Raw genomic sequence first — 15,335 nt, 5'->3', positions numbered from 1 at the left:
CCGGCCCGCGTGGAGGGCGTCCCGGCCGTGGTGGTCGGCGGTCCCGGCGCTCCGGGGGGTCCTGGTGCCACCGGCGCGGCGGGCGTGGCGGGCGCCCTGCGGTGGGTGGCGGAGAAGGTCGCGCAGACCACCGGTGTGCCCGCCGGGTCGATCGATCCGGACGCCGCGCTCGACTCGTACGGGATCGACTCGATCGCGTCGATGCGGCTGAGCCGGATCCTGGAGGACGACCTGGGGCGGGTGCCCCTCTCGGTACTGCTCGACAGCTCCAGCCTGCGGGACCTGACGGACCGTCTGCGACGCGACCACGGGCCGCGGCTGGCGGCCCTGGCCGGTGCCGCCGTCCCCGAGCCGCCAGGACCCCGAGGCGGGACCGGAACCGGAACCGGTGCCGCGTCCGCCGATCAGCCCGTCTCCGGCACCGTCGAGGACCCCGGGTCCGGGACGGACGCGCCCTTGGCCGGTTGCGCGCTGCCCGAGCGGCTCGTCGGGATGTGGGCCGCCGACCAGGCCGCGGCACCCGAGGCGCCCTACAACGTTTCCCTGGCCTGGCGGCTGCCCGCCGACGCCGACCGCGCGGCCCTGACCGCGACGGTCGCCGCCCTGGTGCGGCGGCACCCGGTGCTCGCCTGCCGCGTGCGCCCGCTCGACGGTCGCCCCGCGCTGGTGCCCGCGCCCGAGGCACCCGCACTCGTCGTCCGGACCGTCGCGGACGCCGCCCTCGACGACGCGGTCCGCGACGAGGCGGACCGCCGGCTGCGCACCTCGTCCGAGCCCCTGCTGCGGGCGGTGCTGTGGGAGCCGGAGGACGGCGGTGCCCCGGTGCTCCAGCTGACCACGCACCACATGGTGGTCGACGGACGCTCCGCCGACCTGCTCGGCCGTGACCTCGCGGCCCTGCGAGCGGGACGCGAACTGCCGCCCGCCGTACCCTTCGACACCGCTCTGCGCCGGGAGCTGCGGCACGCCGAGGACGACGCGTCCGGGCGGGCCGAGGCCGAGCGGCGCTTCGCCGAGCGGCTGGCCGACGGGCGGGCCGCGGGCGTGCTGTTCCCCGGCGGCGGGGAACGGGCGGGTGCCGCCGGAGGCCACCGCGAGTACCGGCTGCCCGGGGCCCTCGCGCGCACCTTCGCCCGGATCGCCGAGGACGCGGGCGTGCCGGCCTTCACCGCGCTGCTCGGCGCCTTCGCCACCGCCCTGTCCCGGGCGAGCGGTCACCGCTCCTTCCTGGTGGCGGTGCCCGCCTACGGGCGCGGCGGCGGCCAGGAGGACCACAGCGTCGGATGCTTCGTCACCACCGTGCCGCTGCGCGTCGACCTCGATCCCGACCGACCCGTCCGCGACTGGCTGCGGGAGCTGAACCAGGAGGTGCGCGCCGCGCTCGGCCGGTCCGTGGTGCCCTATCCGCGGCTGGCGGAGCTGTGCCGGGAGGCCGGCGGCCCGGACACCGTGCCCACCGTCACCCTCGCCTACCAGAACTGGGAGCGGGACGCCGCCGAGACCGGGACGACCCCCGGACCCGGCTGGGAGCCGGTGTACCGGCGCGGGCAGCGCGGCCACTTCGACCTCGGCCTCGAGGTCACCGACACCGGTCACGGACTGGAGGTGCTCGCCAACCACCGTACGGCCGTGCTCGACCCGGACCGGGTCGACGGCTTCGTGGAGGACCTGCGGCGGTCGGCCGCCGAACTCGCCCGCGGGGCGGGCGGCACGCTCGGGGACCTCCTCGACCCGGCCGCGGGGACCCTGACCGCCCGGATCGCCGCGACCGCGAGCCGGTGCCCGGACGCGGTGGCCGTCGAGGACCGCGACACCAGCCTCAGCTACGCCGAACTGCAGGCCGCCTCCGACGACATCGCGCGCCGGGTGGACCGCGTCGCCCGGCCCGGCGAACCGGTCGCCGTCCTGATGCACCGCACCGCGCGGCTGCCGGCCGTACTCCTCGGCATCCTCAGGAGCGGGCGCCCCTACGTCCCCCTCGACGAGTCCTACCCCAGCGAACGGCTCGGGCTCGTCGTCGAACGGGCCGGCTGCCGCGTCGCCCTGGCCGACCGCGAACTGACCTGGCTGCTGCCGCAGAACCTGCACGTCCTCGACCCGCACCGGCCGGGCGAGCCGGGCACACGGCCCGGTCACGTCCCCGCGCCGCCGGGGCCGGACGACCTGGCGTACCTGATGTTCACCTCGGGCAGCACCGGGCAGCCCAAGGGCGTCGCCGTCACCCACGGCAACGTGGTGCACACCCTGGAGGCGATCGCCGCCACCGTCGGCGTCGACGAGCGGGCGCCCGGGCGGCTGCTCGCCGTCACCACCGTGTGCTTCGACATCTCCGTCCTGGAGCTGTTCCTGCCGCTGCTGACCGGCGGGACCGTCGTGGTCGCCGAACGCGCCGACGTCGTCGACGCCCGGCGCCTGGCCCGGCTGCTCACCGAACGGGACATCAGCCTGATGCAGGCCACCCCCGCCGGCTGGCAACTGCTCGTGGAGGGCGGCTGGGAGGGACGCGGGACGCTGACCGCGCTGTGCGGCGGCGAGGCGCTGCCGCCGAACCTGGCCGCGGCCCTCGCCGGGCGCACCGCCGCGCTGTGGAACGTCTACGGGCCGACGGAGGCGACGATCTGGTCGACGATCGCGCCGGTCACCGCCTCCGGCCCCGTCCACCTCGGCGATCCGATCGGCGCGACCCGGCTGCTGCTCACCGAGGTCGACGGCCACCGGCCGCCCGCGCCGGGCGAACCCGGCGAGCTGTGGATCGGCGGCGCCGGTGTCGCCCGGGAGTACTGGCGGCAACCGGAGCTGACCGCGCAGCGGTTCACCGGGCATCCGCTGTCCCCGGAGGGCGGCGGACGCTGGTTCCGCACCGGGGACCTGGTGCGCCGCGACGAGGCGGGGCGACTGCTCTTCCTCGGCCGGGCCGACAGCCAGGTCAAGGTGCGGGGCCACCGGATGGAACTCGGCGAGATCGAGGAGGTGCTCGGTCGTCACCCGGCGATCGCCCGGGTCGTCGTCGCGGTCCGCGGCGAGGGGCCCTCGGCCCGGCTGCTGGCCGTCGCCGTGCCGCGGGCCGGCGCCGACCTGCCCGCCCTGCGCGAACTGCGCGAGTACGCCGCCACCGTCCTGCCGCCGTGGATGCTGCCGGACCGGCTGGCCGCCGTGACCGCGCTGCCCCTGACCCCCAACGGCAAGGTCGACCGCAAGGCCGCCGCCGCCCTCACCGACGGCACCGACGGCACCGCCCCGGCACCGGCCGCCGCGACTGTCGCCGCTCCCGCCGAGGAGACGGCCGCCACCGCCCGCGTCGAGGCGCCGGTCGGCTCCACCGGCAGTCAGGCGGGACGCGGGACGGTGACCTACGAGCGGCTCGTACGGGAGGTCACCACGATGTGGAGGGAACTGCTGGAACTCGACGACATACCCGCCGACCACCGGTTCTTCGACCTCGGGGGCAACTCGCTGCTGCTCGGGCAGCTGTTCGCGCGGCTGGAGGAGACCTACCCCGGCACCGGCCTCGAACTCGCCGACCTCTTCGCCCGGCCCACCGTCGCCGACCTCGCCGGACTCCTCACCGAACGGCTGGGCGCCCGGCCCGCCCCCGCCCCCGCCGCCCCGGACGGCGGCACCCCGGACGGCGGCACCCCGGACGGCGGCGCCCCCGCCCGGCCCTCCCGCCGTGAGCTGCGGCGCGCGTTCCGACTCGGAGACGACCAACGATGAACGAACTGCCCCCCGACCTCGACCCCAACGCCGTCGCCGTCGTCGGCATGGCCTGCAAGTTCGGGCCCGCCACATCCGTCGACCGGCTCTGGGAGCTGCTGCGCGAGGGCCGTACCGGCGTCCGCCGCCACACCCCGGCCGAACTCGTCGCCCTCGGCCACGACCCCGCCACCGTGCGGCGGGAGAACTTCGTGCCCGCCGGGGTGGTGCTCGAGGACGCCGACGCCTTCGACGCCGAGTTCTTCGGCTACAGCGCCCAGCACGCCGAATGGCTCGACCCGCAGCAGCGGCTGCTGCTGGAGACGTCCTGGCACGCGCTGGAGGACGCCGGCTTCGCACCCGACCGCACCGGGCTGCGCACCGCCGCCTACGTCTCCGTCGGCCAGCCCACCCTGCCACCGGTCTCCATCACCGAGCTGGACGCCGCCGGGATGATCCGCTTCTCCTCCACCGACAAGGACTTCGCCGCCACCCGCGTGTCGTACAAGCTGGGCCTGACCGGACCGAGCATGACCGTGCAGACCGCCTGCTCCAGCGGGCTGGTCGCCCTCCACCTGGCCGCCGAGGCCCTGCTCGGCGAGGAATGCGAACTGGCCGTCGTCGCGGCGGCCTCGCTCCACTTCCCGCAGGCCGGCTACCTCGCCGCCCCCGGCATGATCCTCTCGCCCAGCGGCGAGTGCCGGCCCTTCGACGACCGCGCCGACGGCACCCTCTTCGGCAACGGCGGCGGCGCCCTGGTGCTGCGCCGGCTCGCCGACGCCGTCGCCGACGGCGACCCGATCCGCGCCGTGCTGCGCGGCAGCGCCGTCAACAACGACGGCGCCCGCAAGATGGACTACCACGCGCCGTCCCCCGAGGGGCAGGAGGCGGTGCTGCGCGAGGCCCTCGCCGTCGCCGGCGTCGACCCGCACTCGGTGGGCCTGCTGGAGACCCACGGCACCGGCACCCACCTCGGCGACCCCGTCGAGTTCGCCGCGCTGGAACGCGTCTACGGCGGCGACCGTCCGCACCCCGCCGCCGTCGGCTCCGTCAAGTCCGTCCTCGGCCACCTCAACACCGCCGCGGGCATCGCCGGCGTCGTCAAGGCCGTCCTGGCCCTGGAGCACGGCTCGGTGCCCCGCCAGGTCCCCTTCGACACGCCCAACCGCGCCCTCGGCGGGGCGGGCGGACTGCGCGTCGCCGACGCCGGGACCGCCGAGGCCGGGTGGCCGGTGCCCGACGGCCCCCGGCGCGCCGCCGTCAGCTCCTTCGGCATCGGCGGCACCAACGCGCACGTCGTCCTCGAACAGACCCCCGCACCGGCCGGGCCGGCGCGGCCCACCGGTACCGCGCCGGACGGGCGGCGGCGCTGGGCCGTGCTGTCCGCGCACACCGAGCCCGCCCTGCGCGAGTTGGCGGGCGCGCTCGCCGACGCGGTGGAGCCGCTGCCGCTGCCGGACGTCGTGCACACCCTGCGCGAGGGCCGCAGCCACCGGCGCACACGAGTCGTCCTCGGCGCCGCCACCACGGGCGAACTCGCCGACGCATTGCGGAACTTCGCGGCCGACGGCCGATTCGACGCCGCGGCCGTCCCGGACGGCCACCGCACCTGGGCGGCCGGCGAGGGCCCGCTGCCCGAGGCCGAGGCCGAGCCGCGCACCCCGCGGCGCGTCCGGCTGCCCGGCTACCCCTTCGCCCGCACCCGCCGGCCTCGGCCGGGCGCCGCCCTGGTCCGCACCGTGCGCCCCGACGAACCCCTCGCCGCCGACCACGTGGTGGCCGGCCGGCCCGTACTGCCCGCCGCCGCTCAGCTCGACCTCGCCCTGACCGCCGCCCGGCGCGACGGGGCGGGCACCGGCCACCTCACCGACATCGCCTTCCACCGGCCGGTGGAGGTCACCGGCACCGTCACCCTGAGCGCCACCGTCGCCGACGGCACCGTCACCGTGGCCTCCGACGCCCCGCACACCGAGGCCCGCGTCACCACCGCCGCGCCCAAGGCGGCCGGCCGGCTCGACCTCGCCGCGCTGCGCACCGCCCACCCCGACCGGGCCGAACCCGCCGACCTGTACCGCTGGTTCGCCGACCACGGCGTCTCCTACGGCCCCGCCTTCCAGGTACTGCGCGAACTGCGCCACGGCGACGAGGGCGCCCTGGCACGGGTCGAGACCCCCGACGCCGCCACCGACGGCGACACCCTGTCCCCGTACGTCCTCGACGGCGCCCTGCAGACCGTCATCGGCTGCGTGCTGCGCGAGGACCTCGGCGGCGAGACCTTCATCCCGTTCGCCGTGGACGCGCTCACCCTGCACGCCGATCTTCCGCGCGAGGTCTGGGTCCGCATCCGCCCGCTGCCGCTGGCCGGCCGGGGCCGCCGGGTGCGCAAGTACGACGTGACGGTCGCCGGCCCCGACGGCAGCGTGGTGCTGACCCTGGCCGGCCTCGCCCTGCGTCCGGTGTCGCGGCCCCGGGACGCCGAGGCCCGTGAACTGCCCGAAGGAGTGCACCTGTTCGCGCCGGCCGCGGTGACCTTCGCCGCGGACCACGACGGAATCGGGGAACCCGGCCGAGCGGCCGGAGAGGCGCAGGCCGGGCCCGTCGTCGTCATCGGGGACGCTCCCGTCGACGGCGCCGGTCTCGTCCTCGACGACCCGCAGGACCCCGAGGCGGCCGCCCGCGCCGGAGCCGAACTGGCCCGGTGGCTCGGCGACGGCACCGCCCCGCCCGTCGTCGTCTGGCCGATCACCGCCTCCGCGCGCGGTGCCGCCGACGCCGGGCTGCGCATGCTCGCACTGCTGCGGGCCCTGCTGCGCCCGCTCGCCCGCCGCGGCGCCAAGGTGATCGTGCCCCACCCCGGCAACCCCCTCGACGACGCCGCCGCCGTCACCGGCGCCGGACTCGCCGCGCTGGGGCGCTCCCTGGCCGGGGAGAACCCCCGCTTCGAGCTCACCGCCGTCGCCCTGGACACGGGCGCGGGCCCCGCCGCCCTCGCCGAGGCCCTACGGGGGCCCGCCCCCGCCTCGCGGCGGCTGACCGCGGCGAGCGACGGCACCTTCACCACGACCGAGCTGCGCCCGCTGCCCGCGCCCGCGGCGCACCGCGAGCCGTTCCGGCGCGGCGGACGCTACTGGATCAACGGCATGGGCGCCCTGGCCGCGCTGCTCGCCGCCCACCTCCTCGACCGGTACGCCGCCCACGTCGTACTGACCGGCCGCTCCGCCGCCGACGGCGAGCGCGCCGCCGAACTGGCCCGGCTCACCGAACGCGCCGAGCGCGCCGGCGGCTCGGTCGTCTACCACCAGCTCGACGCGACCGACTCCGAGGCGGTACGGGACCGCGCCGTCCGGCTCTCCGCCGAGGGCCCCGTCCACGGCGTACTGCACTGCGCGGGTGTCCTGCGCGACGCGTACATCCTGCGCAAGGACACCGCCGACGCCGCCGAGGTGATCGCCGCCAAGCTGACCGCGGCCGTGGCGCTCGACGAGGCCACCGCCGACTGGCCGCTGGACTGCTTCGTCGTCTACTCGTCGGTGTCCGGCGCGCTCGGCAGCCCCGGCCAGGCGGACTACGCCTTCGCCAACGCCGCCGCCGACGCCCTGACCACGCTGCGCGCTCGACGCGTGCGGGCCGGCCTGCGGCACGGACGCTCCCTGTCGGCCGGCTGGCCCTACTGGGCCGACGGCGGCATGCGCACCGGCGGTGACGCCGAACAGGTCCTCGGTGAACTGGGCATGCGGCCGATGCCCGGCGAGACGGGGCTGGCCGTCCTGGAGACCCTGCTGGCGGCGGACGACGCCGGGCACCCGGCGCCCGTCGTCCTGTACGGGGAGCGGGACCGGCTGCTGGAGTCGTTCCCGCTGCTGCGTCAGGACCCGGCCGAACCGCCCGCGGACACACCGGCCACCCCGGGGGACGGCGCGGGGGACGGCGGCGCCGCGCTCGTCGAGCGGCTGCGGGCCGTCGTCGCCGAGGCGACCCGTACACCGTTGAAGGACGTCACCGAGGAGAGGCCGTTCGACGACCTCGGCATCGACTCGCTGCTCGCCATCCGGGTCGTGGAAATGCTGGAGGCGGACTTCGGGCGGCTGTCCAAGACGCTGCTCTTCGAGTGCCGCACGGTCGCCGAACTCGCCGAGCACCTCACCGAGGAGTTCCCCGAGCGCTGCGCGGAACTCACCGGTGCCGGCAGCGGTCGGCAGGGGCCCGCGGAGCCTTCGGCGCCCGAGCCGCCGGCCTCGGCCACGGCGCCGCTCCCGGCCGCCCGCGTCCTCGCCGACGCCCCCCGGTCCGAGCCGCCGGCGCCGGCCGACCCGCGTGCCGTCGCCGTCATCGGCGTCGCCGGACGCTTCCCGCAGGCCGACGGACTCGACCAGCTGTGGGCCAACCTGCTGGCCGGCCGTGACAGCATCACCGAGGTGCCGCGCGACCGCTGGGACGCCGACGCCCTGTACGACCCGGACAAGAGCCGCGTGGACCGGACGTACACCAAGTGGGGCGGTTTCGTGGACGGCGTCGACGCGTTCGACGCGCCGCTGTTCAGCATCTCGCCGCGCGAGGCGAGCACCGTCGACCCGCAGGCGCGGCTCTTCCTGGAAGCCTGCTGGGCCGCCATCGAGGACGCCGGCTACACCCCCGGCGGGCTGGTGACCGGCGGCGACCCGGTGCACCGCAAGGACGTCGGCGTGTTCGTCGGCGCCATGTACGGCGAGTACCAGCTGCACGAGGCCGAGGAACGGCTGCGCGGCAACCCGGTGATCGCCAACAGCGCCTACTGGTCGATCGCCAACCGGGTGTCGTACTTCTTCGACTTCCAGGGGCCCAGCACGGCCGTCGACACCGCCTGCTCCTCCGCGCTGACCGCGCTGCACCTCGCCGTGGAGTCGCTGCGCGCCGGGAGTTCGAAGGTGGCGATCGCGGGCGGCGTGAACGTCCTCATCCACCCCAACAAGTACTTCATGCTGGGCCAGGGCAGGTTCGCCTCTAGCGACGGGCGCTGCCGCAGCTTCGGCGCGGGCGGTGACGGCTACGTGCCGGGGGAGGGCGTGGGCGCGTTCGTGCTCAAGCCGCTCGCCGACGCCGTCCGCGACGGCGACCACGTCCACGCCGTGATCCGCGGTACGGCCGCCAACCACGGCGGGCGCACCAACGGCTACACCGTGCCCAACCCCCGGGCCCAGGCCGACCTGGTCACCAAGGCGCTGCGGGACGCCGGGCTGACGGCGGCCGACCTCGACTACATCGAAACGCACGGCACCGGCACCGCGCTCGGCGACCCCATCGAGATCCGCGGTCTGACCACCGCGTTCGCCCGCGACGGCGTCAAGGGCCCGGGCGAGGTGCCGATCGGTTCGGTGAAGTCCAACGTGGGCCACCTGGAGTCCGCGGCCGGGGCGGTGGCGCTGGCCAAGGTGCTGCTCCAGCTGCGGCACCGCACCCTGGTCCCGTCGCTGCACGCCACCCCCGCCAACCCCGAGATCGACTTCGGCAGGGTGCCGTTCGCGGTGCAGCAGGACGTGGCGCCGTGGGTCACCAGGGACGGCACGGAACGTCCGCTGCGCGCGGGCATCAGCTCCTTCGGCGCCGGCGGCGGCAACGCGCACATCGTCGTCGAGGGTCCGCCTCCGGTGCCGCCCGGGCCCGCCCCCGAGCGGCGCCCGGTGGTGGCGTTCCTGTCCGCGCGCACGCCGGCCGCGCTCGCCGCGTCCGCGCGGGACCTGCGGGCCTTCCTGCTGGCCGCCCGCGAGCGCGGCGAGGAGCCCGCGCTCGTCGACGTCGCCCACACGCTGGCCGCCGGGCGCGCCGACCTGGAGCACCGGGCGGCCGTCGCCGCCGACTCGGCGGACGTGCTGCTGACCGGGCTGGCCGCGGTGGCGGCGGGCCGGCCGCGGCCCTGGCCGCGCGCCGAGGTCACGGACGACGACCCCGTCCGGATGTGGCTGGACGGCGGGCGCATCGACCGTGTCGCGGTGTGCGGGGCGGGTTCTGAGGCGCGCCGGGTGCCGCTTCCGCACTACCCGTTCGAGCGGGTCCGCTGCTGGTACGACCTCCAGGTCGAGCACCTGCACCGCCAGGGCGTGGGCACCGCCGCGCACGAGCCCCGGCTGTCCCGCCCCCACCTCCGCGACTTCGGCCGCCCGCCGGGCGCCACCGGTACCGACGCCCCCGGGGCCGCCGAGCCCGCCCCGGCTCCCGTCGCCGCGGAGGCTGCCGGGCCGTCCTTGACGTCTCAACCGAAGGCAGAACCCGAGAAGAGGCCCTCCATGACCCCAGACCGCAAGATCTCCCTGAGGCCGCTGGGCGCGGTGGCGCCGACGCCATCGGTGCGGGCGCCCGCACCCGCGACGCACCCGGCCGCCGCCACCGTCCCGGCCGCCCCGGCGCCTCCCGTCACGCCTCCCGTCACGCCTCCCGTCACGCCGCCCGCCGCGTCCGCCCCCGCCCGTGCCGACGAGGCCCGCACCGCCCAGGTCGCCGACGGGGTGCGGGAGGTGCTCGCCGGGGTGCTCTACATGGAGGCCGGTGAGCTGGACACCGAGCAGACCTTCCAGACGCTCGGCGTCGACTCCATCCTCAGCGTCGAGTTCGTGGCGCTGGTCAACGCCCGGTACGCCACCGACGTCAAGGCCACCGAGCTGTACGACCACCCGACGCCGGCCGCCTTCGCCCGGCACGTCGCCGCTCAGCTGGGCGGCGGGGCTCCGGTGAAGCCGGTGTCCGAGCAGGCCGTCCCGGCCGCGCCCGCCCCGGCTGCCCCGGCCGCGCCGGCTGCGGCACCGGCGCCCGTCCCCGCCCCGGCCCCGTCGGCCCCGGAGCCCGCCGCGGCCGACGCCGACCGCGTCGCCGCCGTCCTCGGCACCCTGCGCGAGCAGCTCGCCGAGACGCTGTACTGCGACGTCCACGACATCGACACCGCCGCCAGCTTCAACAGCCTCGGCCTGGACTCCATCCTCGGCGCCGAGTTCGTGGCGTTCGTCAACAACGCCTACGGCCTGAAGGAGAAGGCCGGCGCGCTCTACGACCACCCGAGCCTGGAGGCCCTGGCCGCCCACATCGCCGCCCGGACCGGCGCCGCCGCTCCGGCCGCCGACCGGGAACCGGCCACCGCGGGCGGGGGGACCGGCGGGGGAGTCAGTACCGCCGAACTCGACGCGCTGCTCGCCGCCGTGCGCGACAACCGCCTCACCGTCGAGCAGGCCCTGCAACTGCTGCCGCAGCACAGCTGACGGCGCGCCCCCACCCGCAGAAGGAGGAACCCACCGTGACCGAGGAAGAGATCTTCGCCGTCCTGCGCGTCCAGATCATCGATGTGCTGCCCGAGGCCGCCGACATGGAGATCACGCTCGACCACAGCATGCGCGACCTGGGAGCGAACTCCATCGACCGCATGGACGTCGTCATCGCCGCCCAGGAGGAACTCGGCGTCAAGGTGCCCAACAGCGCACTGACCGGCGCCGGCGACCTCAGGTCGCTCGTCGCCGTGTTCCGCGAGCACCTCAGCGCCCGCGCATGACCCCGCCGGCCCTCGGCGCCGTGGCCGTGACGGCCGCCGCCGTCCTCACCCCGCTCGCCGACGACCTGGACGGCTTCACCACCGCCCTGCTCGACGGACGCAGCGCGGTGACCCTCCCGGACGACGGACCGGACGCACTGCCCGTCGCCGCGCTCGACGGGTTCACCCTCACCGGCTGGGCCGCCCGGCACCTCGCCGACGACCCGGACACCGCGGCCCGGCTGCGCAGGGTCGCGGGCCGCGCCGCGCTGCCCGCCCGCAGCGCCGCCTGCGTGGCCCTGCGCGCCGTGCGCGACGCGGGCCTGACGCAGGACCTGCTCGCCGACGGCACCGCGCTCATCGTCGCGGGCGGCAACCTGGCCCTCGCGCACCAGGCCGAGACCGTCCTCGGCCACGACCGGGCGCCGGGCCGGCTGCGCGCCTCCTACGCGCTCACCCACCTCGACACCGACGTCGTCGGCACCGTCAGCGAGCTGACCGGCATCCACGGCGAGGGCTGGCTCGTCGGCGGGGCGTCCGCGGCGGGCACCCTCGCCCTGATCCAGGCCGCCCGCACCGTCGCCGCCGGCTGGGCCGAGCGGGTCCTCGTCGTCGCCCCGGCGGCCGAGCTGTCACCGGTGGAGGCCGAGGCGTTCCGCCGTACCGGTGCGATGGCGCACGAGCGGTTCCGAGCCGAGCCCGCCCGCATGTGCCGCCCCTTCGACCGTGACCGGCAGGGCTTCGTACGCGGCGAGGGCGCCGCCGCCGTCGTACTGGAGCGGCCGGCCGCCGCCCGGGAGCGCGGTGCGCCGGTGCTCGCCGAGATCACCGGGTGCGGCCAGCGGCTGGACGCCCGGCGCGGCACCGAGCCGGACGCCGAGGGGCAGGCGGCGGCGATGCGCGCGGCGCTGACCGCGGCGGACCTCGCACCGGAGGACGTCGACTACGTCAACGCGCACGGCACCGGTTCCGTCCTCGGCGACGACACCGAGGCGACCTCCCTGCACAAGGTGTTCGGCGGCCGCGACACCCTCCGCGTCAACTCCACCAAGGCCCTCACCGGTCACTGCCTGTCGGCGGCCGGACTGGTGGAGGCCGTCGCCGTCGTCGCCCAGCTGCGGGCCGGCGCCGTGCACCCCAACCCGCACCTGGAGCACCCGTGCGCCGACCTGCCGCTGGCCGGGAGCGTGCGCGAAGCGCTGCCGCTGCGCACGGCGCTGAGCAACAGCTTCGCCTTCGGCGGCATCAACGCCTCCGTCGTCCTGAGCCTCCCGCCCGGCGCCCAGGCGTCCCGGCTTCCCGCCCGCCCAGCCCTGTAGTTGCCCTGTAGTTACGGAGAAGACCATGAAGCAGGTCGGCATCGAAGCCATCAACGCGTACTGCGGCGAGACCTATGTCGACGTCCCCACGCTGTTCGCGGCCCGCGGCCTCGACGACAGCCGGATCGGCAACCTGATGATGGCGCGCAAGAGCGTCGCGCTGCACTGCGAGGACGCGGTGTCCTTCGCCGTGAACGCGGCCAAACCGATCGTGGACGCCCTCACCGAGGAGGAGCGCGCCTCCATCGAGTTGCTGATCGTCGGCACCGAGTCCGGCGTCGACTTCGGCAAGTCGCTGGCCACCTACGTCCACGACCACCTGGGCCTGCCGCGCAGCTGCCGCCTGTTCGAGACCAAGCAGGCCTGCTACAGCGGCACCGCCGCCCTGCAGATGGCCGCGGCCGTCGTCGCCGCCAGCCCCTTCGAGGGCAGCAAGGCACTGGTCATCAGCAGCGACGTGGCCCGGCCCGTGCCGCACACCTACGTCGAGCCCAGCCAGGGCGCGGGCGCGATGGCCATGCTGGTCTCCGACCGCCCGCTGGTCGCCGCGTTCGACCACGGTGCCAACGGCTTCCACAGCTACGAGGTGATGGACACCTGCCGTCCCGACCCAGAGCGGGAGGCCGGCGACACCGACCTGTCCCTGCTGACGTACATCGAATGCCTCAAGGGCTCCTTCGCCGACTACGCGCGCAAGGTGGAGGGCGCCGACTTCGTCGACACCTTCGACCTGCTCGCCATGCACACCCCGTTCCCCGGAATGGTCAAGGGCGCCCACCGGGCCGCGCTGCGCAAGCTGCGCCGGGGGATCTCGCCGCAGGCCGTCGAGGACGACTTCACCACCCGCCTCGGCGCCGCCGTCCAGTACCCGCAGCAGGTGGGCAACATCTACGCCGGCACCGTCTTCCTCGCCCTCGCCTCCACCCTCGACAACGCCGTCATCGACCGCGAACGGCGCATCGGCGTCTTCTCCTACGGCTCCGGCTGCGCCTCGGAGTTCTACAGCGCCGTCGTCACCCCCGACTCCCAGCGCGCGGTGCGCGCCATGGGCATCCGCGAAGCGCTCGACGCGCGCTACCGGCTGAGCATGCAGGAGTACGACGAACTCCTCGCCGCCACCGCCGAGCTGAAGTTCGGTGACCGAGACTTCACCTTCGACCTCGACCGGTTCCCGCAGATCACCAAGGAGCGCTTCACCGGTGGACGCCGCCTCGTCCTCGAGGCCGTACGCGACTACCACCGCGAGTACGTGTGGCTCGACGGAGGTGCCGCGCGATGACCGACGCCCCGGCCGCCGCCCCCGTGACGCTGAGCCGCTCGCGCGGGGTGCTGCACGCCCTGCTGGACGCGCCCGGGCGGCGCAACGCCATCACGCCGGACCTGCTGGACGGGCTGCACGCCGCCGTCGACGCGGCGGAGGCCGACCCCGGCTGCCGGGTCCTGGTGCTGTCCGCCCGCGGCGAGGACTTCTGCGCGGGCACCGACCTGTCGGCCCCGGTGCGGGCGCCGGAGCCCGACGCGCCGGCCGAGCTGCCGTACTGGACGCTGCTCGACCGGCTCACCCGGACCCCCGTCGTCACCGTCGCGCTCGTCGAGGGCCGGGCCACCGCCGGCGGCGTCGGGCTGGCCGCCGCCTGCGACCTGGTGCTCGCCGGGCCCGGCGCCCGGTTCCGCCTGACCGAGGCGCTCGTCGGCCTGGTCCCCGCCATGGCCCTGCCCTTCGTCGCCCGCAGGACCGGCGAACAGCGGGCGTTCACCGCCACCCTGCTCGCCGAGGACCTCGACGCCGGCGCGGCGGTCGCGGCGGGCCTGGCGGACCTGGTCGCCGACGCCCCGGCACAGGCGCTGCGCCGCGCCCTGGTGGCCCTCAGCCGGGTCGACCGGTCCACCGCCGGAGCGCTCAAGGCGTACCGGACCCGGCTTTTCCCCCGCGACCCCCACCTGGGCCGGGACGCCGGCCGCACGTTCCTCGACCGCCTCACCGACCCCGCCGTCCAGCCGCTGCTGGGCCGGATCCCCGCCCCGGAGCGTGCCGCATGACCGCACCCGCCGCCGAGTCCGTCGTCCGTCTGTCCTGGGAGGGGGCCGTCGCCGTCGTCACCATGGACGACCCCGACGGACGCAACACCTTCTCGCCGGGACTGACCTCGGGCCTGGTCGACTCCGTCGAGTCGGCCGCCGCCGACCCGCGCACCCGGGCGGTCCTCGTCGAAGGCCGTCCGGAGCTGTTCTGCGCCGGCGGGACCCAGCGCGAGCTGGTCAACTTCGCGCAGGGCAACGGGAGTTTCGACACCGACGACTTCTTCCGGGTGTTCGCCCGCTGCCCCCTGCCGGTGATCGCCTCCGTGCAGGGGCACGCCATCGGCGGCGGCCTGGTGCTCGCGCTGTACGCGGACTTCGCCGTGTTCAGCGAACGGTCCCTGTACGCCGGCAACTTCATGCGGTACGGCTTCACCCCCGGGATGGGGGCCACGCATCTGTTCCCGGTGCGCTTCGGCCGCGAACTCGGCACCGAGATGCTGTTCTCCGCCCGCAACTACCGGGGTGCCGAACTGCGGGAGCGGGGCGCGCCGGTGCGGGTCGTGCGGCACGCCGACGTGCCCGCCACCGCGCGGGAACTGGCCCGCTCCGTCAGCGGGGCGCCGCGGGCCTCGCTGGAACTGCTCAAGCGCGAGCTGGCGGCGCCGCTGCTCGCCGACACGGGGGCGGCGGTGGCCCGCGAGGCGGCTCTGCACCGCACCTCGTTCCGCCTGCCCGAGGTCCTGGAGCGCATCGTCGCCGACTACGGCGAACCCCGTGGCCCGGCCTGACCCGACCTCCTGACGACCATCCGC

Annotated in this window: 7 protein-coding genes; all 7 read left to right on the top strand. The window is 76.2% G+C overall.

The genetic code is table 11. The annotated features are described in order from the left end of the window. The coding region (locus tag KUM03_RS13245) for a non-ribosomal peptide synthetase (protein ID WP_217247416.1) at window positions 1–3,714 on the top strand (3,714 nt) is incomplete at its 5' end. Next, the gene (locus KUM03_RS13240) at window positions 3,711–10,916 is read left to right on the top strand and encodes a beta-ketoacyl synthase N-terminal-like domain-containing protein (protein ID WP_217247414.1); all 7,206 of its coding nucleotides are present in this window, start codon (window positions 3,711–3,713) and stop codon (window positions 10,914–10,916) included. The genes KUM03_RS13245 and KUM03_RS13240, both read left to right, overlap by 4 nt. A gap of 35 nt (window positions 10,917–10,951) precedes the next feature. Continuing rightward, window positions 10,952–11,203 carry a phosphopantetheine-binding protein gene (locus KUM03_RS38300; RefSeq protein ID WP_217247411.1) on the top strand — a complete coding sequence of 84 codons (252 nt, stop codon included), beginning with the start codon at window positions 10,952–10,954 and terminating at the stop codon, window positions 11,201–11,203. Continuing rightward, window positions 11,200–12,501, top strand: a complete 1,302-nt coding sequence (locus KUM03_RS13230) for a beta-ketoacyl synthase N-terminal-like domain-containing protein (RefSeq protein WP_217247409.1) — start codon at window positions 11,200–11,202, stop codon at window positions 12,499–12,501. Before KUM03_RS38300 ends, KUM03_RS13230 begins: the two co-directional genes overlap by 4 nt. A 25-nt stretch (window positions 12,502–12,526) precedes the next feature. Further along, on the top strand, window positions 12,527–13,780 hold the full coding sequence (locus KUM03_RS13225) for a hydroxymethylglutaryl-CoA synthase family protein (protein ID WP_217247407.1): 1,254 nt from the start codon (window positions 12,527–12,529) through the stop codon (window positions 13,778–13,780). Beyond that, window positions 13,777–14,541: an enoyl-CoA hydratase/isomerase family protein gene (locus KUM03_RS13220; protein WP_217247398.1), complete on the top strand. Its 765-nt coding sequence runs from the start codon at window positions 13,777–13,779 to the stop codon at window positions 14,539–14,541. The genes KUM03_RS13225 and KUM03_RS13220 overlap by 4 nt, the downstream gene beginning before the upstream one ends. Beyond that, window positions 14,538–15,311 carry a polyketide synthase gene (locus KUM03_RS13215; protein WP_217247396.1) on the top strand — a complete coding sequence of 258 codons (774 nt, stop codon included), beginning with the start codon at window positions 14,538–14,540 and terminating at the stop codon, window positions 15,309–15,311. The genes KUM03_RS13220 and KUM03_RS13215 overlap by 4 nt, the downstream gene beginning before the upstream one ends. Window positions 15,312–15,335: the final 24 nt, after the last annotated feature.

The sequence above is a fragment of the Streptomyces sp. AC602_WCS936 genome, assembly GCF_019049125.1.
Lineage (GTDB): Bacteria > Actinomycetota > Actinomycetes > Streptomycetales > Streptomycetaceae > Streptomyces.
Note: the sequence above shows the minus strand (reverse complement) of the source record. Positions and strands in the feature narration are given on the sequence as shown.